The sequence below is a fragment of the Cellulomonas sp. HD19AZ1 genome, from assembly GCF_004535805.1.
In the GTDB taxonomy this organism is placed as follows: Bacteria; Actinomycetota; Actinomycetes; order Actinomycetales; family Cellulomonadaceae; genus Cellulomonas; species Cellulomonas iranensis.
Map to the genome: position 1 here is coordinate 180,925 of NZ_SPHX01000008.1, position 25,474 is coordinate 206,398.

The 25,474-nt window shown below is 75.5% G+C and carries 23 protein-coding genes and 1 tRNA gene; 11 read left to right on the top strand and 13 right to left on the bottom strand.

Annotated elements, in window-relative coordinates; all coding sequences use genetic code 11:
* Together E4A51_RS17755 and E4A51_RS17760 are read left to right on the top strand one after the other, a co-directional pair.
* Positions 1 to 1,146 (top strand): UDP-N-acetylmuramate dehydrogenase, encoded by a 1,146-nt coding sequence (locus E4A51_RS17755; RefSeq protein WP_134852537.1) that lies wholly within the window; start codon positions 1 to 3, stop codon positions 1,144 to 1,146.
* A gap of 173 nt (positions 1,147 to 1,319) precedes the next feature.
* Positions 1,320 to 3,134 (top strand): alpha/beta fold hydrolase, encoded by a 1,815-nt coding sequence (locus tag E4A51_RS17760; RefSeq protein ID WP_134852538.1) that lies wholly within the window; start codon positions 1,320 to 1,322, stop codon positions 3,132 to 3,134.
* A gap of 119 nt (positions 3,135 to 3,253) precedes the next feature.
* Here E4A51_RS17760 and E4A51_RS17765 read toward each other — a convergent pair whose 3' ends face one another.
* The 8 genes from E4A51_RS17765 to E4A51_RS17800 all read right to left on the bottom strand — a co-directional run bounded on the left by E4A51_RS17765 (position 3,254) and on the right by E4A51_RS17800 (position 11,691).
* A complete protein-coding gene (locus E4A51_RS17765; protein ID WP_134852539.1) occupies positions 3,254 to 4,288 on the bottom strand; it encodes an adenosine deaminase in 1,035 nt (344 codons plus the stop codon).
* A gap of 30 nt (positions 4,289 to 4,318) precedes the next feature.
* A complete protein-coding gene (locus tag E4A51_RS17770) occupies positions 4,319 to 4,993 on the bottom strand; it encodes a response regulator transcription factor (RefSeq protein WP_046529015.1) in 675 nt (224 codons plus the stop codon).
* Positions 4,990 to 6,558, bottom strand: a complete 1,569-nt coding sequence (locus E4A51_RS17775) for a HAMP domain-containing sensor histidine kinase (RefSeq protein WP_046529014.1) — start codon at positions 6,556 to 6,558, stop codon at positions 4,990 to 4,992. The genes E4A51_RS17770 and E4A51_RS17775 overlap by 4 nt, the downstream gene beginning before the upstream one ends.
* Before the next feature lie 106 nt (positions 6,559 to 6,664).
* The gene (locus E4A51_RS17780; RefSeq protein ID WP_070320156.1) at positions 6,665 to 7,294 is read right to left on the bottom strand and encodes a response regulator transcription factor; all 630 of its coding nucleotides are present in this window, start codon (positions 7,292 to 7,294) and stop codon (positions 6,665 to 6,667) included.
* Positions 7,291 to 8,544 (bottom strand): sensor histidine kinase, encoded by a 1,254-nt coding sequence (locus E4A51_RS17785; RefSeq protein WP_070320155.1) that lies wholly within the window; start codon positions 8,542 to 8,544, stop codon positions 7,291 to 7,293. The genes E4A51_RS17780 and E4A51_RS17785 overlap by 4 nt, the downstream gene beginning before the upstream one ends.
* A gap of 27 nt (positions 8,545 to 8,571) precedes the next feature.
* Positions 8,572 to 9,444, bottom strand: a complete 873-nt coding sequence (locus tag E4A51_RS17790) for an ABC transporter permease (RefSeq protein ID WP_134852540.1) — start codon at positions 9,442 to 9,444, stop codon at positions 8,572 to 8,574.
* Positions 9,441 to 10,340, bottom strand: coding sequence for an ABC transporter ATP-binding protein (locus E4A51_RS17795; RefSeq protein ID WP_134852541.1), 900 nt, complete (start codon positions 10,338 to 10,340; stop codon positions 9,441 to 9,443). Before E4A51_RS17795 ends, E4A51_RS17790 begins: the two co-directional genes overlap by 4 nt.
* 106 nt (positions 10,341 to 10,446) lie before the next feature.
* Positions 10,447 to 11,691, bottom strand: a complete 1,245-nt coding sequence (locus E4A51_RS17800) for a pyridoxal phosphate-dependent aminotransferase (RefSeq protein ID WP_070320153.1) — start codon at positions 11,689 to 11,691, stop codon at positions 10,447 to 10,449.
* A 196-nt stretch (positions 11,692 to 11,887) separates the two neighbouring features.
* On the opposite strand from E4A51_RS17800, the gene E4A51_RS17805 reads away from it, so the two are divergent.
* From E4A51_RS17805 to rplA, 5 genes are all read left to right on the top strand, one after another.
* Positions 11,888 to 11,960 (top strand) — tRNA-Trp (locus E4A51_RS17805).
* 179 nt (positions 11,961 to 12,139) lie between these two features.
* Positions 12,140 to 12,421 carry a preprotein translocase subunit SecE gene (gene secE / locus E4A51_RS17810; protein WP_046529009.1) on the top strand — a complete coding sequence of 94 codons (282 nt, stop codon included), beginning with the start codon at positions 12,140 to 12,142 and terminating at the stop codon, positions 12,419 to 12,421.
* 97 nt (positions 12,422 to 12,518) lie between these two features.
* On the top strand, positions 12,519 to 13,325 hold the full coding sequence (gene nusG / locus E4A51_RS17815) for a transcription termination/antitermination protein NusG (protein WP_087507835.1): 807 nt from the start codon (positions 12,519 to 12,521) through the stop codon (positions 13,323 to 13,325).
* 83 nt (positions 13,326 to 13,408) lie between these two features.
* On the top strand, positions 13,409 to 13,840 hold the full coding sequence (rplK, locus tag E4A51_RS17820; protein WP_046529007.1) for a 50S ribosomal protein L11: 432 nt from the start codon (positions 13,409 to 13,411) through the stop codon (positions 13,838 to 13,840).
* A 103-nt stretch (positions 13,841 to 13,943) separates the two neighbouring features.
* Entirely contained in the window at positions 13,944 to 14,660 is a 717-nt protein-coding gene (gene rplA / locus E4A51_RS17825) for a 50S ribosomal protein L1 (RefSeq protein WP_046529006.1), read from the top strand.
* Positions 14,661 to 14,802: 142 nt separating this feature from the next.
* Here the strand turns inward: rplA and E4A51_RS17830 are convergent, their stop codons facing one another.
* The 3 genes from E4A51_RS17830 to E4A51_RS17840 all read right to left on the bottom strand — a co-directional run bounded on the left by E4A51_RS17830 (position 14,803) and on the right by E4A51_RS17840 (position 17,586).
* Complete coding sequence (locus E4A51_RS17830; protein ID WP_070320152.1) at positions 14,803 to 15,324, bottom strand: hypothetical protein; 522 nt, start codon at positions 15,322 to 15,324, stop codon at positions 14,803 to 14,805.
* Entirely contained in the window at positions 15,305 to 15,946 is a 642-nt protein-coding gene (locus tag E4A51_RS17835) for an RNA polymerase sigma factor (protein ID WP_070320151.1), read from the bottom strand. The genes E4A51_RS17830 and E4A51_RS17835 overlap by 20 nt, the downstream gene beginning before the upstream one ends.
* Positions 15,947 to 16,251: 305 nt before the next feature.
* Complete coding sequence (locus tag E4A51_RS17840) at positions 16,252 to 17,586, bottom strand: S8/S53 family peptidase (RefSeq protein WP_134852542.1); 1,335 nt, start codon at positions 17,584 to 17,586, stop codon at positions 16,252 to 16,254.
* Positions 17,587 to 17,631: 45 nt separating this feature from the next.
* On the opposite strand from E4A51_RS17840, the gene E4A51_RS17845 reads away from it, so the two are divergent.
* From E4A51_RS17845 to rplL, 3 genes are all read left to right on the top strand, one after another.
* Positions 17,632 to 20,328, top strand: a complete 2,697-nt coding sequence (locus E4A51_RS17845) for a CHAT domain-containing tetratricopeptide repeat protein (RefSeq protein ID WP_134852543.1) — start codon at positions 17,632 to 17,634, stop codon at positions 20,326 to 20,328.
* Positions 20,329 to 20,683: 355 nt separating this feature from the next.
* Positions 20,684 to 21,211 carry a 50S ribosomal protein L10 gene (rplJ, locus tag E4A51_RS17850; protein WP_046529003.1) on the top strand — a complete coding sequence of 176 codons (528 nt, stop codon included), beginning with the start codon at positions 20,684 to 20,686 and terminating at the stop codon, positions 21,209 to 21,211.
* Positions 21,212 to 21,304: 93 nt separating this feature from the next.
* Positions 21,305 to 21,697, top strand: a complete 393-nt coding sequence (gene rplL / locus E4A51_RS17855; RefSeq protein ID WP_046529002.1) for a 50S ribosomal protein L7/L12 — start codon at positions 21,305 to 21,307, stop codon at positions 21,695 to 21,697.
* A 141-nt stretch (positions 21,698 to 21,838) separates the two neighbouring features.
* Here the strand turns inward: rplL and E4A51_RS17860 are convergent, their stop codons facing one another.
* Together E4A51_RS17860 and E4A51_RS17865 are read right to left on the bottom strand one after the other, a co-directional pair.
* A complete protein-coding gene (locus E4A51_RS17860) occupies positions 21,839 to 22,444 on the bottom strand; it encodes a hypothetical protein (protein ID WP_134852544.1) in 606 nt (201 codons plus the stop codon).
* Positions 22,441 to 22,848 (bottom strand): DUF4383 domain-containing protein, encoded by a 408-nt coding sequence (locus E4A51_RS17865; protein WP_046529000.1) that lies wholly within the window; start codon positions 22,846 to 22,848, stop codon positions 22,441 to 22,443. Before E4A51_RS17865 ends, E4A51_RS17860 begins: the two co-directional genes overlap by 4 nt.
* Before the next feature lie 375 nt (positions 22,849 to 23,223).
* Here E4A51_RS17865 and rpoB point away from each other — a divergent pair.
* A partial coding sequence (gene rpoB / locus E4A51_RS17870; protein ID WP_134852545.1) for a DNA-directed RNA polymerase subunit beta occupies positions 23,224 to 25,474 on the top strand: 2,251 nt, incomplete at its 3' end.

Below are 25,474 nucleotides of genomic sequence, written 5' to 3' on the forward strand. Positions count from 1 at the left end.
GTGGAGCTCGACACCTGCGCCCTGCCCGGCCCGGCCCCCGAGCCGGCCCGCACCGGCGTCCCGACGCACGGCGGCACGCCGACCCTCGCGGACCTCACGACGCTGCGCGTCGGCGGGCCCGTCGGGCGGTACGTCGAGACCTCGACCGAGGCCGACCTCGTCGCCGCCGTCCGCGAGGCCGACGCCGCGGGCGAGCCCGTCCTCGTGCTCGGCGGGGGGTCCAACGTGCTGGCGGCCGACGCGGGGTTCCCCGGCGTCGTCGTGCGCGACGTGCGCGGCGGCGTGAGCGTGCCCGACGCGACCGCGTGCGCGGGCGTCACGCTCACCGTCCCGGCCGGCACCGTGTGGGACGACGTGGTCGCCTACGCGGTCGCGCACGAGCTCGTGGGCGTCGAGGCACTGTCCGGGATCCCCGGGTCGACCGGCGCGACGCCCGTGCAGAACGTCGGTGCGTACGGGCAGGAGGTCGCGCAGACCGTCTCGCAGGTCCGGGTCTGGGACCGCGGGCGCCGGCGCGTGCGCACCCTGCCGTACGTGACGCTGGGGTTCGGCTACCGGTCGTCGCTGCTCAAGCGGTCGCTGCGCGCCGACCCGTCCGACCCGGGAGCGCCGTGGGGCCCGACCCCGCGCTACGTCGTGCTGGACGTGACGTTCCAGGTCAAGGAGGGGTCGCTGTCCGCGCCGGTGACGTACCCCGAGCTCGCGCGCACGCTCGACGTCGCCGTGGGGGAGCGTGCGCCGCTCGCCGACGTGCGCGCCGCCGTGCTCGCGCTGCGCGCCCGCAAGGGCATGGTGCTCGACCCCGCCGACCACGACACGTGGAGCGCCGGGTCGTTCTTCACGAACCCCGTGCTGCCCGCCGACCGCGCCGCCGCGCTGCCCGACGACGCGCCGCGCTGGCCGCTCGACGACGGCACGGTCAAGAGCAGCGCGGCGTGGCTCATCGAGCGTGCGGGCTTCGCGCGCGGCCACGGCGCACCCGGGCCCGCGTCGCTGTCGACCAAGCACACGCTCGCGCTCACGAACCGCGGCGACGCACGGGCCGCCGACCTCCTCGCGCTCGCGCGCGAGGTCCGCGACGGCGTCCGTGAGCGGTTCGGCGTGACGCTCGAGGCCGAGCCGGTCCTGGTCGGCGCGACGCTCTGAGCGGTCGGCGGGCGCGACCCTAGGACGTCACGGGGCGGCCGCGCGTCCCCCTCGCGACGGGTTCCGGGTCCGTCCCCCGGGCCGATGCGGCGGCCCTCGCGCGCCCGCGAGGGTGGACGTGCGCCGACGGCCGGGGCGCAGGGGCTCCGGCGGGCGCCGTCCAGGGGAGCACCATGAGACGACCACACCTGAGCCGCGCCGTCCTCGCGACGGCCGTCGCCGCGAGCCTCGCCGCGACGCTCACCGCGACGTCGGCGGCCGCGCACGGCCCCGGCGGACCGGGGCACGCGCGGGGGCACGACCGCACGAGCCGGGCCGAGGCGGCACGCGTCGACCGCGTGCCGGCACCCGACCCGGGCTGGTTCGACTGCACGTCGCTGTTCGGCGCCGGCACCGAGTGCGGCACGGTCGAGCTGCCGCTCGACTACGACCAGCCCCGCCGCGGCACGACCGAGGTCGCGATGCTGCGCGTGCGGGCCACCGACCCGGCGCAGCGCATCGGGACGCTCTTCGTCAACCCCGGCGGCCCCGGGGGCTCGGGCGTCGAGATGGCCGCCGTGGCGTCGGCGTTCCTCTCGCCCGAGCTGCTGGCGCGCTTCGACGTCGTCGGCATCGACCCGCGCGGCACCAACTACTCGGCCAACGTGCGCTGTTTCCGGGACGTCGGCGAGCAGGGGGCCGCGCTCGCGGGCATGGACGTCCGCTTCCCGCAGGGGGACGCGCAGACCGCGGCGTTCGTCGGGTCGGCGCGTGCGCTCGGCGAGGCGTGCTCGACGACCGGCGCCCCGCTGAGCGCGTCGATGTCGACCGCGCAGGTCGCGCGCGACATGGACGTCGTGCGGCGCGCGCTCGGCGACGACCGGCTGACGTTCCTCGGGTTCTCGTACGGCAGCTACCTCGGCCAGGTCTACGTCAACATGTTCCCGGACCGGGTGCGCGCGGTCGCGATCGACGGCGTCCTCGACCCCGTCGCGTGGGCGGGGACACGACGCACGGCGGACGTGCCCGTGACGGAGCGCCTCGCGTCCGGCCAGGCGGCCTGGCGCGCGGCCCAGGAGATCCTCGACCGTTGCGCGCAGGCGGGGCCGGCGCTGTGCCGGACGGCGGGCCTGGGTGACCCGCGGACGGTGTGGGCGGACGTCGAGGCCGGCATGCGCGCGGGTGGCGTCGAGCTCACCGACCCCGCGACCGGCGAGTCGCTCGGCACGTTCGACTGGGACGACACGGTCGGCGCCGTGCTGTCCCTGCTGTACGCCCCGAGCGGGTACGACGCGGTCGACACCGTGGTGTGGGCGCTGTGGTGGCTGCTGCAGCCCGAGAAGCCCGAGAACGCGCAGCAGCGCGCGGAGGCGCTCGCGGCGCTGTTCGGCTTCGAGCGGACCCTTCAGGACGCCGCCGCCGAGCGGGACGCGGCGCGTGCCGCACGCGCCGACGCGTTCGGTCTCGGCTTCCCGTACGGCAACGGGCTCGAGGCGTTCTCGGCCGTCCTGTGCACCGACTCGCTCAACCCGCGCCGCCCCGAGGACTGGGTCGCCGCGTCGGCGCGCCAGGACGCGGTCGCGCCCGGGTTCGGGCCGTCCTGGACGTGGTCGTCGCCGCAGTGCGCGTCGCGGGCGTGGACCGCGCGCGACGACGACGCGTGGACCGGGCGGTTCGACGCCCGCACCTCCGCGCCCGTCCTGGTCGTCGGCAACCTGTGGGACCCGGCGACCGCGTACGAGGGGGCCGTCGCGGCGGCCGCGGTCCTGCCGCGCAGCCGCCTGCTGTCGTCCGACAGTTGGGGGCACACGGCGTACGGCACGTCGCAGTGCGCGACCGGGGCGATCGACCGGTACCTCGTCGCGGTCGAGCTGCCCGCCGAGGGCACGCGGTGCGTGGGGGACGTGCAGCCGTTCGTGCCGGTGCCCGAGCAGCGCTCGGCCCAGGCGCCGCGCGCGCTGCCGCCGGTCGTGCCGCCGGTGCCGGGCGCGCCGCCGCGCGTGCCGTGACGCGCCGACCATGAGGACGTGCGGGGCCCGGGCGGTCGGGCCCCGCACGTCGTCGCGGCGGGGACCGGCGCTCGTGCCGTGCCCCGGGAGTCACGCGTCCGGGCGCGGCGCCGCGTCCCTCAGCGCGCGTCGCCGCCCGGGGCCGCGAGCCACGCGTCGACGCCGGCGAGCAGCCGGGCCCGTGCGCCGGGCGACGCGGTGCTCGCGAGCACCGAGGACCGCGCGAGCGCGGCCAGCTCGTCGTCCGTGAAGCCGTGGACGTCGCGCGCGACCCGGTACTGCTCGACCAGGCGCGAGCCGAACAGCAGCGGGTCGTCCGCGCCGAGCGCGACCCGCGCCCCGGCGGCGACGAGCGTGCGCAGCGGCACGTCGCCGTCCGACGCGTACACCCCGAGCGACACGTTCGACGCCGGGCAGACCTCGAGCGCGACGTAACGCTCGACGACCCGCTCGAGGACCCGCGGGTCCTCGGCGCTGCGCACGCCGTGCCCCAGCCGGTCGGGGTGCAGGTGGTCGAGGACCTCGTCGACGTGCGCCGGGCCCAGCAGCTCACCGCCGTGCGGCACGGCCCGAAGGCCCGCGCGCCGGGCGATCGCGAACGCGCGCCCGAACTCCGCGGTGCTGCCGCGCCGCTCGTCGTTCGACAGGCCGAAGCCCACGACCTCGCCGGGGCCGTCCCCGGCGTACCGGGCCGCGAGCCGCGCCAGCGTGCGCGCCTCGAGCGGGTGGCGCATGCGGGACGCCGCGACGACCACGCCGACCTCGACGCCCGTCGCCTCCTGCGCGGCGCGTGCCTCGTCGAGCACGATCTCGAGCGCGGGCGTGATCCCGCCGACGAACGGCGCGTACGACGTCGGGTCGACCTGGATCTCCAGGCGGCCCGAGCCCTCGGCGGCGTCGTCGGCCGCGGCCTCGGCGACGATGCGGCGCATGTCCGCCTCGGAGCGCACGCACGCGCGCGCCGCGTCGTACAGGCGCTGGAAGCGGAACCAGCCGCGCTCGCCCGCCGGGACCCGCAGCGGGTCGGCGTCCAGCAGCACGTGCGGCAGCCGGATGCGGTGCCGCTGCGCGAGGTCCGCGAGCGTCGCGACCCGCATCGACCCCGTGAAGTGCAGGTGCAGGTGCGCCTTGGGCAGCAGGGTCAGGTCACGCACGCGCGCCAGTCTGCCAGCCGTCGCGGCGCGTCACGCGCTCGTGTCGACCAGCCGGTACCCGACCCCGCGGACGGTGTCGAAGTGCTCGGCGCCGAGCTTGCGCCGCAGGTAGCGGACGTACACGTCGACCACGTTCGACCCGGGGTCGAAGTCGAAGCCCCACACCTCGGACAGCAGCCGCTCGCGCGTGAGCACGTCGCCGGGGTTGCGCATGAACGTCTCGGCGAGCGCGAACTCGCGCGCGGACAGGTCGACCTCGGTGTCGTCGACCCGCATCCGCCGCGTGCGCAGGTCGAGCTGCAGCCGCCCGTGCACCAGCACGTTCCCGCGCTGCTGGGCGCCGGGCTGGCCGCGCAGCCGCAGCCGGACGCGCGCGAGCAGCTCCTCGAAGCGGAAGGGCTTGGCCATGTAGTCGTCGGCGCCGGACTCCAGCCCGGTGACGGTGTCGGTCACGGACGAGCGTGCCGTGAGCACGACGACCGGCAGGTCGTAGCCGGACGTGCGCAGCGCCCGCAGCACCTCGAACCCGTCCATGTCGGCGAGCCCCAGGTCGAGCACCAGCAGGTCGACGCCGCCGCCGCCGATGCGCCGCAGCGCGGCCGTGCCGGTCGGCACCGCCGTCGTCTCGTAGCCGTGCGCGCGCAGACCCTTGGCGACGAACGCCGCGATCCGCTCCTCGTCCTCGGCGATCAGGATGTGCGTCATCGGTGCGGCTCCACGAGCTCGGGGGACTCGGACCCGTCGACGAGTCCGACGGCGGGCAGGTCGAGGACGAACACCACGCCCGGGCCCGACGCGGGCGGCGGGTGCTCGAGGAACACGCGGCCGTCGTGCGCGGCCGCGATCGCGGCGACGATGGGCAGCCCGAGGCCCGCACCGTGCTGCACGCGGTCCGCCTGGCCGCGGTGGAAGCGCTCGAAGATCCGCGCCTCCTCGGCGGGTGGCACCCCCGGCCCCTCGTCACGGACCCACAGCAGCAGGCGCCCCGCGGCGACCTCGCTGCCCAGCCGCACGGTCGAGCCTGGTGCCGAGAACCGCACGGCGTTCGCGAGCAGCTGCAGCCACGCCTGCGTCACGCGCTGCGCGTCGACGTGCGCGACGACGTCGGCGCGGGACACGACGACGAAGCGGCGGTCGCCCAGACCGCGCGCCTTCTCGAGCACGTCGTCGGTGAGGCGCCCGACGTCGACGGGGGCGGGCCGCACGAAGTCCGGCCGGTCGGCGGTCGCGAGCGTCACGAGGTCGTCCACGAGACGCTGCATGCGGTCGAGCTCGTCGAGCGCGAGCGCCTGCGTCGCGCGCACGTCGGCCTCGTCGGCGGGGTCGAGCAGCTCGAGGTGGCCGCGCACGATGGTCAGGGGCGTCCGCAGCTCGTGCCCGACGTCGTCGAGGAGCTCGCGCTGCGAGCCGAACGCGCGCTCGAGGCGCTCGAGCATGGAGTTCACCGACGCCGCCAGGTCGGCGAGGTCGTCACGGCCCCCGACCGCGATCCGCTCGGACAGGTCGGACTCGGTGACGCGGCGCACGGTGTCGCGCAGCACGCGCACGGGCCGCAGCATGCCGCCGACGACGAACCACGCGACGGCCGACGTCACGGCCAGCGCGGCCACGCCCACCGCCGAGTAGGTCGAGAAGATGCGCCACACCGCGGCGTTCTGGGCGGTCCGGTCGAACGCGAACACCATGAGCCCGTCGGCGTCCGCGTCGACCTCGAGGTGCACCGGCACGGTCGCGAGGCGGTACTCGGTGACGTCCGTGCGGACGGTGCGCGGCTCGCCGGCGAGGGGGTCGTCGGCGGGCAGCTCGCGCAGCCAGGCCATGAGCTCCTCGTCGAGGTCGACGCGGACCGCACCGGTCTCGTCCGCGGGCCGCCACGCGAGGTCGCCCCCGACGAGCGACACGATGCCCTCGTGCTCGCCGGGCACGCGGTTCTCGACGGCCTTCTGCAGGAGCAGCGAGACCGACGTCCAGCGCTGGACGGGTGCCGTCGGGTCGCGGGGGGTCGTCGACGTGCGGTCGGCGTCCACGAGCCCGGCCGACGCGAACGACTCGAACGCCTGCACCGAGCGGCGCAGCGCGTGGTCGGTGCGGGCGTCGCCGGCGCGCAGCTGCAGCGCCAGCCCGGTGACGCCCGCGACCGTCATCGCGGTCGCCGTGAGCGCGACCACGGCGGTCATGAGCCGCCCCCGCACGGTCGCGCGGCGGCCCGCGGCGCGCGGCGGGTCCGACGGGGTGGCGGGGGCTCCCGCCGACGCCGGACCGTTGCGCATGGCGCTCAGTATGGGGGCGGCCGAACCCCCGCAGAAGGGACGTCCACGCCCGGTGCCCCGGACGTGGACGCCGCGCCGCGGCGACCGGGTGGTGCGCGGGCCGGGCTCAGGCCCCGGGCAGGATCCCGCGCTCGATCGCGACGGTGACCGCGCGGGTCCGGTCGTCGACGCCGAGCTTGGCGAACGCGCGCAGCAGGTGCGTCTTGACGGTCGCCTCGGTGATGAACAGCTCGCGTCCGACGGCGGCGTTCGACAGCCCGCGCGCGACCCCCGCGAGCACCTGGCGCTCGCGGGGCGTGAGCCGTTCGCCGCCGTCGCCCCGGACCTGCTGCACGAGCCGCAGCGCGACCGACGGCGAAAGCGCGGACTCGCCGCGCGCCGCTGCCCGCACGCCCGCGACGAGCTGCGCCCGCGGCGTGTCCTTGAGCAGGTAGCCCGTCGCACCGGCCTCGACCGCGCGCAGGATGTCGGTGTCCGTCTCGTAGGTCGTGAGCACGAGCACGTGGACCCCGGGCAGCTCGGCGACGATCCGCCGCGTGGCCTCGGCGCCGTCGGTGCCGGGCATCCTCAGGTCCATGAGCACGAGGTCCGGGCGCAGCGCGTGCGCGAGCGCGACCGCCTGCGCGCCGTCGTCGGCCTCGCCCACGACCTCGAGGTCCGGTTCGAGCGCGAGCAGCGCGACGAGCCCCGAGCGCAGCACCGGGTGGTCGTCGGCGACGACGACGCGCACGCTCACGGCTCCTCCTCGGGGTGGGCGTCGTCGGTCGTGCCGTCCTGCGGGGCGCCCGCGGGCACGCGGACCCGCACGCGCGTGCCGTCGCCGGGGGAGCCGGCGACGTCGACGCCGCCACCGGCCGCGTCGGCGCGTGCGCGCATGCCCCGCAGCCCGACGCCCTCGGCGGCGCCGGCGGTCAGGCCCCTGCCGTCGTCGACGACCTCGAGCACGACGTCGTCGCCCGCCCGGGCGAGCCGCAGCGTCACGTGCGACGCTCCCGCGTGGCGTCGCACGTTCGCGAGCGACTCCTGCGCGGCGCGCAGCAGCACGACCTGCGCCTCGCGGCCCGGCACGCCGTCGGGTGCGTCGTCGACGACGACGACGCGCACGCCGGTCTCGACGCCGAACCGCTGCGCGAGGCGCCGCAGCGCGTCGGCGAGCGAGCCGTCGCCCAGGCCCGGGGGCGAGAACGCGCCGACGAGCGCGCGCGCCTCCGCGAGGTTGTCGCGCGCGACGTCCTCGATGTGGCCGAGGCGCTCGGCGACGCGCTCGACGTGCCCGCCGGCGAGCTCGGCGGCGGCGGTCTGCGCGAGCATGACGACCGACGTGAACCCCTGCGCGAGCGTGTCGTGGATCTCGCCGGCGAGGCGCTCGCGCTCGGCGACGACGCCCGCGGCGTGGTGCGACGCCGCGAGCGCGTCCTGCGTCGCGCGCAGCTCCTCCAGCAGGTACGCACGCTCCTCGCTCTGCTCGGCGACGTGCGTGATCCACAGCCCGAGCACGACCGCGAACAGCAGCGCGATGCCGAACTGCCCGGCGATCTGCGCCGCGACCCCACTGTCGGCGCCCTCGCGCCACACCGAGGCCGCCGCGACACCCACCGTGAGGGCGGCGCACCACAGGACGCCGGCCCGCCGCGTCCGTGCGAAGAACCAGACCTGCGAGTACGCGAGGAACAGCAGGACCGTCCCGATGCCGCCCAGCACCACCTGCGCGGTGCTGACGGCCGTCAGCACCGCGAGGTACGCGTCGGCGCGACGCGGGGCGCCGCGCACCGCGGCGACGTGGCCGAGCACGCCGTACGCGACCGCCAGCAGGACCAGTAGCGCTACCGCGACGACCTTGCGCTGCGTCGGCATCGAGTCGAGCGCGATCGCGCCGGCCGACAGCACGACCATCGCGACGAACCCCAGGTCCCACAGCCGCAGCGTGCGGAGCCAGAAGTCGTGCCGGCCCACGACCTCCCGCTCCGGTGCCGACGACGCGCTCATGCCCCGGACTCTGCCACGCGCGGGGCGTCAGCCGTCGTCACGCCGCCGCCAGCGGAACGTGCGCACGCCGACCACGAGCCCGACCACGAGCCACGCCGCGAGCACCGCCGCCGTGGCGCCGTGCTGCCACGACCCCGACGGCTCGACCACGACCGCGGCGTCCGGCAGGACCACCGAGCGCATGCCCTGGGCCATCCACTTGAGCGGGAACACCGACGCCACCTGCTGCATCCAGGTCGGCAGCTGGTCGAACCGGAAGAACACGCCCGACACGAACTGCAGGACCAGCACCACGGGGATGACGACCGGGCTCGCGGAGCGCCCGGTGCGCGGCACGGACGAGTAGGCGACGCCGCACACGGCCCCCGCGGCCGTGCCGAGCACGAACACCCACGCGAACGTGCCCCAGCGGGCCGCGTCGTCGGGCAGCGGCACGTCGAACACGAGCGCCGCGACCGCGAGCAGCAGCGCGGTCTGCACGCCGGCGGTCACGAGCACCTGCCCGGTCTTGCCGAGGAAGTACGCGGCCGGCGGAAGCGGCGTCGAGCGCAGGCGCTTGAGCGTGCCGTCGTCGCGCTCGCCCGCGATCGAGATCGCGAGGTTCTGGAAGCTCGAGAGCATGACGCCCGTCGCGATCATCCCGGGCAGGAAGTACTGCGGGAAGTGCACGCCCGACCCGGCGACGACCTCGTCGTCGGTGCCGAAGACCGTCGCGAAGATCGCGAGCATGAGGATCGGGTAGGCGAACACGAACACGACGGCGTCGCGCTCGCGGAAGAACGTGCGGACCTCGAACGCGGTGCGCGACCACGCGAGGCGGGCGGTGCCCGGCAGACGGCCCGCGGTGCGCGGGGCGCCGCGGCCCGTGCCGCGCGTCGGGGCGGGGGTGGTCGTGGTCATCGGGGCGTCTCCTCGTGCGTCGTGCCGGCGGCGTCGTGCGCGGCGTCGATGAGCCCGAGGTAGACGTCCTCGAGCGTCGGGCGCAGCACCTGCAGCCCGGCGACCTCGCCGTCCGAGCCCGCGAGCCGGCTCGTGAGCCGTGCGACGAGCGCGGTGGGCGTGTCGGTGGCCTCCTCGCGCGGGGTGCCGTCCTCGGTCCACCGCACGCGCGCGCGCCGCGCGCGGCGCCCTCCCAGGGTGTCGGGCGCCCCCTGCGCGACCACGCGCCCGTCCGCGACGACGACCACCCGGTCGGCCAGGTGCTCGGCCTCCTCGAGGTAGTGCGTCGTCAGCAGGATCGTCGTGCCCTCGTCGCGCAGGCCCTTCACCAGGCCCCAGAACTCGTGGCGGGCCTGCGGGTCGAAGCCGGTCGTCGGCTCGTCGAGGAACAGCAGCTCGGGGTCGCCGACCACGCCGAGCGCGACGTCGAGGCGGCGCCGCTGCCCGCCCGACAGGGCGCGCGTGCGCGCCGACCTCTTCTCGCGCAGCCCGACGGCGTCGATCACGGCCTCGGGGTCGCGCGGCGCGGGGTAGAAGCCCGCGACGTGGTGCACGATCTCGCGCACCGTCGCCTCGGCCATGTCGTGGTTGTCCTGCAGCACGACGCCGAGCCGGGACCGCCACCGCCGGTCGCCGTGCGCCGGGTCCTCGCCGAGCACGCGCACGTGGCCCGCGTCCGCGCGGCGGAACCCCTCGAGCGTCTCGACGGTCGTCGTCTTGCCCGCGCCGTTCGGCCCGAGCACCGCCACGATCTCGCCGTGCTCGACACGCAGGTCGAGCCCGTCGACGGCGCGCTTGTCGCCGTACCTCTTGTGCAGGCCCTCGACCAGGACGGCCGGGGCACTCGTCGTCGTCATGCGCCCAGCGTGGCCGCCGGGGCGGCCGTCGCGGGACGACCGGGAGACGGGTCCGGGGGTCCACCGATCGGTGGACCCCCGGCTCAGCGCGACGCGGCGACCGACGTCAGACGGCCTCGCCCAGCAGCGCCTGGATGCGGCGCACGCCCTCGACGAGGTCGTCGTCGCCGAGCGCGTACGACAGCCGCAGGTACCCGCTCGGGCCGAACGCCTCGCCGGGGACCACGGCCACCTCGGCCTCGTCGAGGATCAGCGCGGCCAGCTCGGCCGACGTCGTCGGCGTGACGCCGCGGATCGTCCGGCCCAGCACGCCCTCGACCGACGGGTACGCGTAGAACGCGCCCTGCGGCGCGGGGCACCGCACGCCGTCGATCGCCTCGAGCATCTCGACCATGGTGCGGCGACGCCGGTCGAACGCCGCGCGCATCGTCTCGACGGCCGACAGGTCGCCCGTGAGCGCGGCGACGGCCGCGCGCTGCGACACGTTCGCGACGTTCGACGTGAGGTGCGACTGCAGGTTGGTCGCGGCCTTGACGACGTCCGACGGCCCGATCATCCAGCCCACGCGCCAGCCGGTCATCGCGTACGTCTTGGCGACGCCGTTGAGGACGATCGTGGTGTCCGCGAGCTCGGGGACCACGCGCACGACGGGCGTGAACACCGCGTGGTCGTACGTGAGGTGCTCGTAGATCTCGTCGGTGATCACCCAGATGCCGTGCTCGAGCGCCCAGCGCCCGATCTCGGCGGTCTGCTCGGGCGAGTACACGGCGCCCGTGGGGTTGGACGGCGAGTTGAACAGCAGCGCCTTGGTGCGCGGCGTGCGCGCGGCCTCGAGCTGCTCGACGGTGACGAGGTAGCCCTGGTCGACGCCGGCGAACACCTCGACCGGCGACGCGCCGGTGAGGCGGATCGCCTCGGGGTACGTCGTCCAGTAGGGCGCGGGCAGCAGCACCTCGTCGCCCGGGTCGAGGATCGCCGCGAACGCCTGGTAGACGGCCTGCTTGCCGCCGTTCGTCACGAGCACGTCGGACGGGCGCACCTCGTACCCGGAGTCGCGCAGCGTCTTGGCGGCGATCGCCTCGCGCAGCGCGGGCAGGCCGGCGGCGGGGGAGTAGCGGTGGTTCGCCGGGTCCTGCGCGGCGCGCACCGCGGCCTCGACGATGTAGTCGGGCGTCGGGAAGTCGGGCTCGCCGGCGCCGAACCCGATGACGGGCCTGCCGGCGGCCTTGAGGGCCTTCGCCTTGGCGTCGACCGCGAGCGTCGCGGACTCCGCGATGGCGGCGACGCGGGTGGAGACCCGCGCGCGGGGGGACGTCGACGTCGCTGCGCTGTGCTCGCTCACGACTCCCATCCAAGCAGAGCCGTCGCCGCGCGCGTCGCGGGTGTCACGACGTGGTACGCACGTGCCCGTCGCCGCAGCGCCGGACGACCGGGTTCGACCACGCGCCGCGGGTCGCGTACAGTGATCCCCCGGCGGTTGACGCCCGCCATGATGAAGCACGCCCTCGCGCGAGGGTCGGCGGACTCGTGGTGGACCAGGCCGTCGTAGGGCAGTGGCGCAATTGGTAGCGCAGCGGTCTCCAAAACCGCAGGTTGCAGGTTCGAGTCCTGTCTGCCCTGCGCACGCGGAACGACCTCGGCCCGGCCGCCCCTCGGGGTCGGCCGCCGGTCGCGGGTCGCCCGCCGTGAGCAGGACCGCCGGACGGTCCGGCGCGACGCGTCGGCCTGTCGGCACGTCCTCGACCCGCGGCACCCACCCGGGAGTCGCACGACGACGAGTCACGAGACAGGGGCCAGACGTGAGCGATACCGCAGCGGCCGCGGCGTCCGACGCCGAGGGCTCGGCCGCCCGCAAGGGCGAGCACGCACCGCGTCGTGGCGAGGAGAAGCGCGGGCTGTTCGCGCGCATCGCGCTCTTCGTGCGCCAGGTCGTGGCCGAGCTCAAGAAGGTCGTCCGGCCCACGCGTCAGGAGCTCGTGACCTACACGGGCGTCGTGCTCGTCTTCGTCGCGGTCGTCATGGCCTTCGTGACGGTCATCGACCTGGGCCTCGGCCAGCTGACGTTCCTCGTCTTCGGGTGACGCGCGCCGGCCCGGCGCCGGCACCCACCCCACCCGCGCGGCCCCGGGCCGCGCACCGCCGGCCCGCGGGCCGACCACCGGAGAAAGCAGGTTGCACGTGTCGCAGGAGTCGCAGGAGCCCACGCCGGGCGCCGAGGACGAGCTCGCGGACGCCATCGCGTCGGTCGAGTCGGTCGAGGCGACCGCGGGTGACGAGGTCGACGGCGAGGACGTCGAGGCGACCGAGGTCGACGACGTGGCCGGCGACGACGAGGTCGACGCCGACGAGCCCGTGGCGGACGCCGCCGACGAGGACGAGGACGACGAGGACCCGGTCGAGGCGTTCAAGACCGCGCTGCGCCGCCAGCCCGGCGACTGGTACGTCATCCACTCGTACGCCGGCTACGAGAACCGCGTGAAGGCGAACCTCGAGTCGCGCACGCAGAGCCTCAACATGGAGGACTACATCTTCCAGGTCGAGGTGCCCATGGAAGAGGTCGTCGAGATCAAGAACGCGCAGCGCAAGGTCGTCAAGCGCGTGCGGATCCCCGGCTACGTCCTCGTCCGCATGGACCTCACCGACGAGTCGTGGGGCGCGGTGCGTCACACGCCCGGCGTCACGGGCTTCGTCGGCCACACCCACCAGCCGGTCCCCCTGACGCTCGACGAGGTCTTCTCGATGCTCGCGCCCGTCATCGAGGCCAAGGCGCCCACGCAGGCCGCCACCAAGGCGGCCGCGAAGCCCGTCGAGGTCGACTTCACGGTCGGCGAGTCGGTCACCGTCACCGACGGCGGCCCCTTCGACACGCTGCCCGCCACGATCTCCGAGATCAACGCCGAGAGCCAGAAGCTCAAGGTGCTCGTGTCGCTCTTCGGCCGGGAGACCCCGGTCGAGCTGTCCTTCAGCCAGGTCTCGAAGATCTGACCTGCTGACCGCCCCGCGCCGCGGGGCCCTGCAACCGGGTCATCGCCCACGGCGTCGGCCCACGAGGAAGAGAGGGAGGCGTCATGCCCCCGAAGAAGAAGGTCACCGGCCTCATCAAGCTCCAGATCAACGCCGGCGCGGCCACCCCCGCGCCGCCGATCGGCCCCGCGCTCGGTCAGCACGGCGTCAACATCATGGAGTTCTGCAAGGCGTACAACGCGGCGACCGAGTCGCAGCGCGGCAACGTCATCCCCGTCGAGATCACGGTGTACGAGGACCGCTCGTTCACCTTCATCACGAAGACGCCGCCGGCCGCCGAGCTCATCAAGAAGGCGGCGGGCGTCGCCAAGGGCTCGCCCACGCCGCACACCACCAAGGTCGCGAGCCTCACCCGCGAGCAGGTGCGCGAGATCGCGTCCACCAAGCTCGAGGACCTCAACGCGAACGACCTCGCGGCCGCCGAGAAGATCATCGCCGGCACCGCGCGTTCCATGGGGATCACGGTCCAGGACTGAGCCCCCCCAGGGCGGCGCCCGCCGGGCGCCGCCCCGCACCACCCCTGTGGCAGGGCCCGCGTGCGGCCCGTTCGACCACGACTGCTGAGAAGGAGACAGGCAGATGCCCAAGCACAGCAAGGCGTACCGCGCCGCCGTCGAGAAGATCGAGGCCGGCCGCGTCTACGCGCCGCTCGAGGCCGTGCGCCTCGCGCAGGAGACGTCGACCACCAAGTACGACGCGACCGTCGAGGTCGCGTTCCGCCTCGGTGTCGACCCCCGCAAGGCCGACCAGATGGTCCGTGGCACGGTCAACCTGCCCCACGGCACCGGCAAGACCGCCCGCGTCATCGTCTTCGCGAACGGCGAGCGCGCCGAGCAGGCCCGCGCCGCGGGCGCCGACGAGGTGGGCGGCGACGAGCTCATCGCCAAGGTCGCCGACGGCTGGACCGACTTCGACGCCGCCGTCGCAACGCCGGACCTCATGGGCAAGGTCGGCCGCCTCGGCAAGGTCCTCGGCCCGCGTGGTCTCATGCCGAACCCGAAGACCGGCACCGTGACGATGGACGTGGCCAAGGCCGTGTCCGACATCAAGGGCGGCAAGATCGAGTTCCGCGTCGACCGGCACGCGAACCTCCACTTCATCATCGGCAAGACGTCGTTCTCCGACGTCCAGCTCGTGGAGAACTACGCCGCGGCGCTCGAGGAGATCCTGCGTCTCAAGCCGGCCGCGTCGAAGGGCCGCTACATCACCAAGGCGACGCTCTCGACGACCAACGGCCCCGGCATCCCGCTGGACCAGAGCAAGACGCGCAACCTCACCGAGGAGGACGCTGCCTGACGGCAGGTCCACCACGCAGGACGGCCCGGCACCCTCGAGGGTGCCGGGCCGTCCTGCGTCCCGGGTGGCGCGTACCCGCCCCGCGCCGTGCGTGGTCCCCCCTGCGGACCGCGCCCGGCGCGCCGGCGGGCTCAGCGACGCGTCACCACGGCAGCCACGGCGTCACGCACGTGCCGTCGGGTGTCTCGCAGACGAGCCGGACGGGCCCCTCGGGCGTGATCCCCAGCCGGAAGTAGCCGACCTCGTCGGTCGTCACCTCGGCGACGTCGCGGTCCGGCGTCCGGAGCACGACGTGCCCCCGACGTGCGGGGATCAGCTGGCCCTCGACGCCGGAGTCGCCCACCTCGACCTCGACGCCGACGCCGTCCCCCTCGAACACGAGGGTCCGTGACGGCTGCCCGCTCCGGTCCCGGACGGCCACGGGGCCGTCCGCCGTGCTCGAGTCGTGGACGAGCTCCAGCAGGAGCAGGTCGACCGCGAGCTCGTCGCGGAGCGCGAGCATGCCGCGGTGCGCGTGGAACGCGGACGACGCGGCGCGCTCGACGCGCCGGCGCAGGTCGTCGTCGGCGACCGCGGCGGCGAGGTCGGCCGCGAGCGCGTCGTCGTCCTGCCAGGTCTCGGGCGACCAGGCCGGTGCGGGCGGCTCATCCGAGGGCCAGGGCATCGTGGCCTCCTTCACGCGTGGTGGTCCCGGTCGGGGCCGCGAGGTAGGTGCGGATCGCGGCGGTCCGACGCAGCCGCGCGAGCCCACGCTGCCGTGTCGGCCCGATCGACCCGATCGGGATGCCGAGCAGCGCCGACACCTCCTGGTAGCTCGGTGCGGGGTCGGTCGACAGCAGGAGCAGCAGCTCGCGCTGGTGATCGGGCAGCTCGGCGAGCGCGGCCCGCAGCGCGGCGTGCCGCTCGGCACGCAGCAGCTCGGCGTCGAGGTCGGCGTGGTCGGGCGCGTCGAGACGCCCGGTGGCGGGGTCGACGGGCACCGAGCGGCGCGCCTGCTGGGTGACGCGGATGCACTCGTGCCGGGTCGCGGTCGCGATCCACCCGGGCAGTGCCTCGGGCTCGCGGAGGTCCCCCAGGTGCTCGAGGAGGTTCAGCCAGACGGTCTGGGCGACGTCCTCGGCCTGCTGCGGCGTGAGGCGGAACTGCCGCACGCGGGACATGACGAGCGCCGTGTGGCGGTGCACGATCTCCGACCAGGACCCCTCGTCGCCCGCGAGGGCACCCGAGACGAGCTGCGAGGTCGTGCGCTCGTGGTACGGACCGCCTCGCTGCTCCCGGCTGCTCACCGCGCGCCTCCTCCGACCGTCGGGCTCGTCCCGCAGGCCATCATGGCGCGCCGCGAGGCACGTGCCCAGCACGTCAGCCCTCCGACCTGGGTGCGCGCACGCCGCGGTGCGGCGCGGGGCCCCGCCGCGCTGCCGCGTCGGGCAGCCTCGCCGGGCCGGCTGCGGGGCGACGTCGCACGGTTCCTCCTCGGTGGGGCACACGGTGGTGGTGGCGGGGTCGGCGACGGTCCGCCGCGTCCCCCCGATGAGAGGCGGTGGCGTGCCGCCCTGATACCTCGCGCGCGTCCGTGCGCACCGGCGCGGCGTCACAACCCGCCCAGCACGTGCAGCGCGCGGCCGTAGTCCGGCAGCGGGCGTCCGGTGGCGCGCAGCCGCGCGTAGGCGCGCCGCGCGCCGACGCCGTGCTCCCGCATGAGGTTCGCGACGGCGCCGGCGACCTGCGGCGCGGCGAACGACGTCCCGCTCCACCACGCGAACGCGTCGGCGGGGAAGTCGTCGGGGTCGGCCGTGAACTCGTACGACTCGCGACCCTCGACGAACGGTGCGCGGATGCCCTCGGCCACGGCCGAGCAGTCGACCCAGAACCCGTGGCTCGACCACGGTGCGGGCCGACCGTCCGGCGTGAGCCCCGCGACCGCGACGACCTGCCGGAACGCGGCCGGCCACACGGGTCGCGTGCTGCCGGAGTTGCCGGCGGCCGCGACCACGAGGATCTCGCGTCCGGTCTCGTCCTCGATCGCCTCGATCGCCTCGAGCGCGGCCTCGACGGCCAGCGACGGCTGGTCGAACCGCGTGCTCGACCCCAGCGACAGGTTGATGACGTCGGCTCCCGCGCGCGCCGCCCGCACCATGGCCGTGGCCACGTCGACCTCGCTGCCGACGCCACCGCCCAGCAGCGCGCGGTGGACGGTGAGGCGCGCGTGCGGCGCGACGCGTGCCACCACGCCCGCGACGAACGTGCCGTGGCCCGCGCACAGGTCGAGGTAGCCGTCGTCGGGCTCGATGTCGAGCGGGTCGATGTTGCGGTCCCGCCCGCGGCGGTGGCGCGGCACCGCCGCGAGCCAGCCGTCGGCGCGCACGCGGGCGTCGATGCCCGTGTCGACCACCGCGACGTGGGGTGCGTCGTCGGCCGGACCGTCCGTCACGGGGGGCAGCGGGTCGGCGAGCGCCGGGCCGCCGAGGTTCTTCATGACGGGGTCGCACGGCAGCACCTGGTTCTGCGACGCCGCGAAGCCGCGCAGGCGCAGCTCGGCCACGGTGTCGTCGAGGTCGTCGAGCGTGACGTCCTCGGCGCGCAGCAGCACGACGCGCTCGGCGATGCCGTCGAGGTCGACGCGCGCGCGGCGCAGCCCGCGCGCCTCGAGGTAGGCGCGCGCGCCCCGGTCCGACCACGTCGCCGCGGTGACGACCAGCTCGCCCTCGACCGCCAGCACGTGCGGCCCGCCGTCGTCCGTGACGGTGCCGATCCGCTGGTCCGTGCGGGCGTGGTACCGGCGCGAGACGGACCGCGCCGCCTGCCGGCGCAGCGCGGGGTCCTGCGCGGTGCGGACCAGCTCGGTCACCTGCCGCCGGACCTTGGTCCGCGCGGCGGACCCCGCGGGGTCGGGGTGGGGGTGACCGGTAGCGTCGGTGGTGCTCATCGTCGGGCTCCTTGGGGGCCTCGTGCTGCCTGGGGCGGGAGGGACATGACGCGGACGTCGCCGCTCGCGGACGGGTCCACGGAGCAGGAGCGCCGCGACGCGCTGCTGATACGTGCCCGTGCGCTCGCGGACCGGGCCGCGTCCGACCCGCGCGCCGTCGAGGAGGACGCGCACGCGCTGGTGCTGCGGGCGCGGCACGCGTCCGCGCACGCCGCGCACGCGGTCGGCCTGCGTGCGCTGGCCGCGGTGCACCGCGCGCGGTGGGAGCACGCCGAGGCGGCCCGCCTGCTCGGCAGGGCCCTCCGCCTGGGGCCGCGGCACGGCGACCGGCTCGTCGACGCCGAGCTGCTCGCGGCGCGTGCCGCGGTGAGGCACGGGCAGGGCCGCGTGACGGGTGCCGTGCGGGACGTCGACGCGGCGCTGCGGGCCCTCGCGGAGGCGCGCGACGCCGCCGCGGGGGAGCGCGAGCGGCTCGGGGCGTACCTCGAGCTCCAGCGCGCGGCGCTCGACCACAACGCGGGTCGCCTGCGTGACGCGGAGGCCCGATACCGGCGCATCCTCTCCTCGGGCCGGGCGTCGGACGACGTGACGGTCCGCGTGGCCAACAACCTCGCGCTCGTGCTGGCGGCCCGTGGCCGGCACGCGGAGGCGCTCGCCTGGTCGTCCCGCGCCGTGGCGGTCGCGTCGGGCCTCGGCCCGGTGCCGCACGTGGTCACGCGGCAGACGCACGCCTGGGTGACCGTGCACCAGGGGCGCCTCGCCGACGGCCTGCGGGAGTTCGCGCAGGTCGCCGACGCGTACCGCGCCGCCGGGCTGCCGCTGGGCGAGCACCACGTCGAGGTGGCGGACGCGATGGCCGACCTGCGGCTGCTCCCCGAGGCGATCGCGGCGGCCCAGGACGCCGCGGACGAGCACGCGCGTGCCGGGACGTGGCTGATGTGGGTCGAGGCGCAGACGCGCCTCGCGCAGCTGCACCTCGCGCGCGGCGACGCCGTCCGTGCGCGAGAGCTGGCCGCCGCGTTGCTGACGCGCAGCCGCACGCAGCGGCGGGGCGCGTGGCTCGCCCGTGCCCGCGTGGTCGACTCGCGGGCGCGCGCGGCCCTCGGCGAGGACGTCGCGGGCGACGTCGCGGCGCTGCGGCGCGCGGCGGCCGGCCTGCGCCGTCACGGCGACCTGGCGGCCGCGGTCGACGCCTACCTGGCGGCGGGGCGGGCGGCGCTGACGGGCCCGCGTCCGGTGCGGGCGTGCGCGGACCTCGACGCGGCGGCGGCCGCCGCGGTCCGCGGGCCGCTGCTGCTGCGCGTCCGCGGTCGTCTGGCCGCCGCGACCGCGGCGCACGTGCGCGGCGACGACGCGCGGGCGCTGCGCGAGGCGCGGGCGGGCCTGCGGGACCTCGCGTCGCACCGCTCGGCGCTGCCGACGATGGAGCTGCGGGCCCTCGCCTCGGGCCACGGCGGCGAGCTCGGGGAGGCCGGGCTGCGCGTGCTGCTGCGCACCGGGGACCCGGTGCGCGTCCTGCGGTGGATGGAGCGCACGCGGGCGGCGGCGCTGGCGGCCCGGCTGCCGGTCGCGCCGCCGGGCGCCGACGAGGCGAGCACCGGCGAGGTGCGTCAGGAGGAGGGGGGTGCCGCGGGTCCGTCGCCCGTACCCGCGCAGGACGTGCTGCGCGCGGTCGCGCGGGGGGTCGTCCGTGCGGCGCCGACCGCCACCGGCCCGGTGCTCCCCGCGGGGGCGGCGGAGGCGCTCGCCCACGTCACGAGCACCCCGCCGCCGGCCGCGGCCGCGCTGCGGGCCGCGCTCGACGGGCGGGTCCTGGTGGAGCTGGGGGCGTGCGACGGGCGGTACGTCGCGGTCGTGGTGGACCGGCGTCGCACGCGACTGGTCCCGCTGGCCGCGACGGCCGACGTGACGTCCGCGCTGCGGCCGCTGGTGTTCGCGCTGCGCCGCCTCGCCGACCCGCGTTCGGCGGCGGCGGGTGCGGCGGCCCGCGCGAGCGCCGAGCTCTCGCTCGCGCGGCTGCGCGCGCTGCTGCTCGACCCGTTGGGCCTCGCGGGGACCGAGCTCGTCGTCGTCCCCGTGGGGGAGCTGCACCAGGTGCCGTGGGGCGCGCTGCACGACGCGCCGCTCGCGCTCGCGCCGTCGGCGACGGCGTGGTGGGCGACGGCGGTCGCGCCGCAGCGGCCGTCGACGTCGGTCGTGCTGGTCGCGGGCCCCGAGCTGCGCGGCGCGCGGGAGGAGGTCGAGGTGCTGGCGCGCCTGCACGCGGACGCGCGCGTGCTGGGCCCCGACGCGAGCCGTGCGCGCGACGTCGTGCTCGCGGTCCGGGACGCGGGGCTCGCGCACCTCGCGTGCCACGGCCTGCCGCGCGGCGACAACCCGATGTACTCGTCGCTGGTGCTCGCGGACCGCGCGCTCACGGTGCAGGAGCTGCACGCCGCCGGGGTCGCGCCCCGACGGCTCGTGCTCGCGTCGTGCCACGCGGGGGCCGACGTCGCGTACGACGGCGACGAGGTCCTGGGCTTCGTGTCGGCGATGCTGGCGCGCGGCACGCGGGGCGTGGTCGCGTCGATCGCGGCCGTGCCGGACGTGGAGGTGGTGGACCTCATGGTCGGGCTGCACGCGGGGCTCGCGCGCGGCGAGACGATGGCGCGGGCGCTGCACGCGGCGCGCGAGGGCGTCGACACGTCGTCGCCGGCGGGGTTCGTCAACTGGTGCACGTTCGGGGCGCACGGCGCGGCGTGACGCGGCCGGTGCGCTGTCCCCGGGGTGGTGCGGCGCGCGACGGAGCCGCGGCGGACGTGCGGCGAACGTGCGAGGACGTGCGGCAGCGTGCGCATTTGGTCCTGCCGCGCACGTGCCGTAGTCTCGTGGGGCCCAAGACCGCCGGTCGTCGGTCCGCTCGTCGGACAGGCCGAAGCTCCGCGAGAACGCGGGGGCCAGCGCAGGCGAGAGTTCACCGCACGGCACGTCCGCACGTCCGAGCCTCACGGTTCCAGTGCGTCCCGCCCTGCTCCGAGCCCCGCGCCTGCGCGGGGCTCTCTGTCGTTCTGGGGGTGCGACGCAGACGCCCGGTGGCACCACCATCGGAAGGATTGCCATGGCGAGGCCGGACAAGGCTGCCGCTGTCGCGGAGCTCGCGGAGCGCTTCCGCGGCGCGAACGCGGCCGTGCTGACCGAGTACCGCGGGCTCACCGTCGCGCAGCTCAAGACGCTGCGCAAGGCGCTCGGCGGCAACGCGCAGTACGCCGTGGTGAAGAACACGCTGACCGCGATCGCGGCCAAGGAAGCCGGCCTCGAGGGCCTCGACGACGCGCTCGCGGGCCCGTCGGCGATCGCCTTCGTCACCGGTGACCCGGTCGAGGCGGCCAAGGGACTGCGTGACTTCGCCAAGGCGAACCCCGCACTGGTCATCAAGGCGGGTGTGCTCGACGGGCGCCCGCTGACCGCTGCGGACATCACCAAGCTCGCGGACCTCGAGTCCCGCGAGGTGCTGCTGGCCAAGGCGGCCGGCGCGATGAAGGCCAAGCTCTACCAGGCCGCGTACCTGTTCACGGCTCCTGCCTCGCAGGCCGTGCGCACCGTCGAGGCCCTGCGTGCCAAGCAGGAGTCCGACGCCGCAGCCTGAGCCCGACGCTCCGGCCGCACGCTCTCGTAGCAAGCCCAGCACCCCCCGCCGCCGACGACCGGACGGCGGGTCCGAACGGAAGGAAGCGCCACCATGGCGAAGCTCACCACCGACGAGCTCATCGACGCGTTCAAGGAGCTCACGCTCATCGAGCTCTCGGAGTTCGTGAAGGCGTTCGAGGAGACCTTCGAGGTCACCGCTGCCGCTCCGGCCGCCGTCGCGGTCGCCGCCCCCGCCGCCGGTGGCGGCGCGGACGCCCCGGCCGAGGAGGAGAAGGACTCGTTCGACGTCATCCTCGAGGCCGCCGGTGACAAGAAGATCCAGGTCATCAAGGAGGTGCGCACGCTCACGTCCCTCGGCCTGAAGGAGGCCAAGGACCTCGTGGACGGCGCGCCGAAGCCGGTCCTGGAGGGCGTCAACAAGGAGACCGCCGACAAGGCGAAGGCTGCCCTCGAGGGCGCCGGCGCGACCGTCGGCCTCAAGTGATCCGATCCGGTCGGGGCGCCTGACGCCCTCACCGGTCGAGCACGGCACGAAGCCCGGTCCCCTCGTGGGGGCCGGGCTTCGTGCCGTCCGCGGGGTGCGCGTCCCGGCGGCAGGGTGGTGCGTGCGGGTGGACCGGGCTCGTCAGCCGTGGTGGCCGTGCGTCCCGGGGTCGAGCAGCAGGCCGTGGCTGCCGTGGGGCACGGCGTGCGCGCCCGCCTCGGTGGCCGCCAGGCCGTGCACGGTCGCGGCCGACGCGAGCAGCGCGCCCACGGCGAGGACGCCGAGTCGCGCCCACGGCCCCGGCGCGCGGCCGGCGCGTGCCACCGGTGTGCGCGACGCGGCCCCCAGCAGGACGGCCCCGCCCAGCGTCAGCGCGCCCGCCGTGACGGCCGCGGTGCCCACGAGGCCCCAGGTGGGGGCCACGACGAGCACGGCCGCCCCCGTCGCGGTCGCCGCCCCCGCGGCGGCGCGAGGGGCACGGCCGGGGCCCCGCAGCGCGGCGACGGCGCCGGCCGCCGTGGTCGCGGCGAGCGCCAGCAGCGCACCGGCGAGCAGCGCGTGGTGCGCGAGGTGGGGGGCCGCGACAGCGATGGTCACGAGCGCGCCGCCGCCGACCGCGAGAGCGCCCGCCGTGCGCGCGCCGAACGACGTCGCGCCCTCGTCGGGCCACGCGGCCCGCGGCCCGGCGACGTGCGCGGACGCGGCGGGCAGCGCGGGCGCCGCGGCGTGGCCCGCGGTGGTCGTCACGCCGTCGCCGTGCGGGGGGCGGTCGCCTTGTCCGCGCCCAGCCCGACCGCGAGCAGCAGGACGGCGCTGGCCAGGTGCAGGACGTTGTCCGCGCCGTTGAGGGCCAGGATGTTGGCGCCCGAGCCGATGAGGAAGAGGCCGAGGACGCCGACCAGCAGGTAGACCGCGCCGATCGTCGTGTTGGTCGCGCGGGCGCCGGCGACTGACCGGGAGGCGAGGAGCAGCGCGAGGCCGATCCCCAGGTGGACGACGTTGTGCAGCGGGTTGACGTCGAAGACGACGAGCGCGTTGCCCTGCTGGCCGGCGAAGGGCAGGCCGCCCGTGACGAGGAAGCCGGCGAGGCCGACGAGCAGGTAGACGGCGCCGAAGACGGTGGCGACGAGCCGGTTCGGGGACGAGGTCATGGCGGGGCCCTTCTGTCGCGGGCGGGTGCCCGGGCCGGCGTGCGCCGGGAGGGTGCGCGGTGCGGCTCCCTCGGGGGTGGTTCGGAGCCGCGGGGCCGGCGGATGGGCGGCGTGCCGCGGCGGCCCGGCTACCGCGTGCGCGTGCGGTGTGCCACCATGTCCGTCGACGGACGGTCGCGAGGCTGCGGCCGTCGCACGGGGTTTACTTCGCGCGCCCGCACGGGTATGCTGTCGCTTTGCGCTGGCCTGTGCCCGCGATCTCAGATATCCCGACCACGATGACGACGTACGTGCGCGTCGCACCGTGGGTCGAGGCGGGGGATCGCGCATCGCCTGGCCGCGCAGCGTGCCACGATCCGCAGGGAAGGACCCCTCTTGGCTGCCTCGCGCATCCCTTCTGCACCGTCCGCCGACGCCATCGCGAACCGCACCGCATCTCGTCGCATCTCCTTCGCCAAGATCCACGAGCCCCTCGAGGTCCCCGACCTGCTCGGTCTGCAGACCGAGAGCTTCGACTGGCTGCTCGGCAACGAGCGCTGGCAGGCCCGCGTGGCCGCCGCGCTCGAGCTCGGACGCAACGACGTGCCGGAGACCGCGGGCCTCGAAGAGATCTTCGAGGAGATCTCGCCCATCGAGGACTTCGGCGGCACCATGTCGCTCTCCTTCCGCGAGCACCGCTTCGAGCCGCCGAAGTACACGGCCGAGGAGTGCAAGGAGAAGGACTTCACCTTCGCTGCGCCGCTGTTCGTCACGGCCGAGTTCGTCAACTACACGACCGGCGAGATCAAGTCGCAGACCGTGTTCATGGGTGACTTCCCCCTCATGACCGAGCGCGGCACCTTCATCATCAACGGCACCGAGCGCGTCGTCGTCTCGCAGCTCGTGCGCTCGCCCGGCGTCTACTTCGAGCGCGTCGCCGACAAGACGTCCGACAAGGACGTCCTCACGGCCAAGGTCATCCCGAGCCGTGGCGCGTGGCTCGAGTTCGAGATCGACAAGCGCGACAACGTCGGCGTCCGCGTCGACCGCAAGCGCAAGCAGAACGCGACCGTCCTGCTCAAGGCGCTCGGCATGACCGAGGGCGAGATCCGCGAGGAGTTCGCCGACTACCCGGCCGTCATCGACACGCTCGAGAAGGACAGCGTCCAGACGCAGGACGAGGCGCTGCTCGACCTCTACCGCAAGATCCGCCCGGGCGAGCCGCCGACCGTCGAGGCCGGCCGCGCGCTGCTCGAGAACTTCTACTTCAACCCCAAGCGCTACGACCTCGCGAAGGTCGGCCGCTACAAGCTGAACAAGAAGCTCGGCCAGGACGCGCCGCTGTCCGACTCGGTGCTGACGCTGTCGGACGTCGTCGCGACCATCAAGTACCTCGCCGCGCTGCACATCGACCGTCCCTCCCTGCCCGGCACGCGCGGCGGCGAGGCGATCGAGGTCCGCGTCGAGCCCGACGACATCGACCACTTCGGCAACCGTCGCATCCGCGCGGTCGGCGAGCTGATCCAGAACCAGGTCCGCACGGGTCTGTCGCGCATGGAGCGCGTCGTGCGCGAGCGCATGACGACGCAGGACGTCGAGGCGATCACGCCGCAGACGCTCATCAACATCCGCCCCGTCGTGGCCTCCATCAAGGAGTTCTTCGGGACGAGCCAGCTGTCGCAGTTCATGGACCAGAACAACCCGCTCGCGGGCCTGACGCACAAGCGGCGTCTGTCGGCCCTCGGCCCGGGTGGTCTGTCGCGCGACCGCGCCGGCATGGAGGTCCGTGACGTCCACACCTCGCACTACGGCCGCATGTGCCCGATCGAGACCCCCGAGGGCCCGAACATCGGCCTCATCGGCTCGCTCGCCACGTACGGGCGCATCAACCCGTTCGGGTTCGTCGAGACCCCGTACCGTCGCGTCGTCGACGGCAAGGTCACGGACGAGGTGGACTACCTCACCGCGGACGACGAGGACCGGCACATCATCGCGCAGGCCAACGCGCCGCTGAACGCCGACGGCTCGTTCGTCGAGGACGCCGTGCTCGTGCGCACCAAGGGCGGCGAGCCCGACCTGGTGCCCGGTGCGACGGTCGACTACATGGACGTCTCGCCGCGCCAGATGGTGTCGGTCGCGACCGCGCTCATCCCGTTCCTCGAGCACGACGACGCCAACCGCGCGCTCATGGGCGCCAACATGCAGCGCCAGGCCGTGCCGCTCGTGCGGTCCGAGGCGCCGCTGGTCGGCACGGGCATGGAGCGTCGCGCCGCCGTCGACGCGGGCGACGTCATCGTCGCGACCAAGCCGGGCGTCGTCACCGAGGTGTCGGCCGACCTGGTCACGGTCGCCAACGACGACGCGACCACGTCGACCTACCGCGTCGCGAAGTTCCGTCGCTCCAACCAGGGCACGAGCTACAACCAGCGCGTGCTGGTCGACCAGGGCGCGCGCGTCGAGGTCGGCTCGGTGCTCGCCGACGGCCCGGCCACGGACGAGGGCGAGCTCGCGCTCGGCCGCAACCTGCTGGTCGCGTTCATGTCGTGGGAGGGCCACAACTACGAGGACGCGATCATCCTGTCGCAGCGCCTCGTGCAGGACGACGTGCTCTCCTCGATCCACATCGAGGAGCACGAGGTCGACGCGC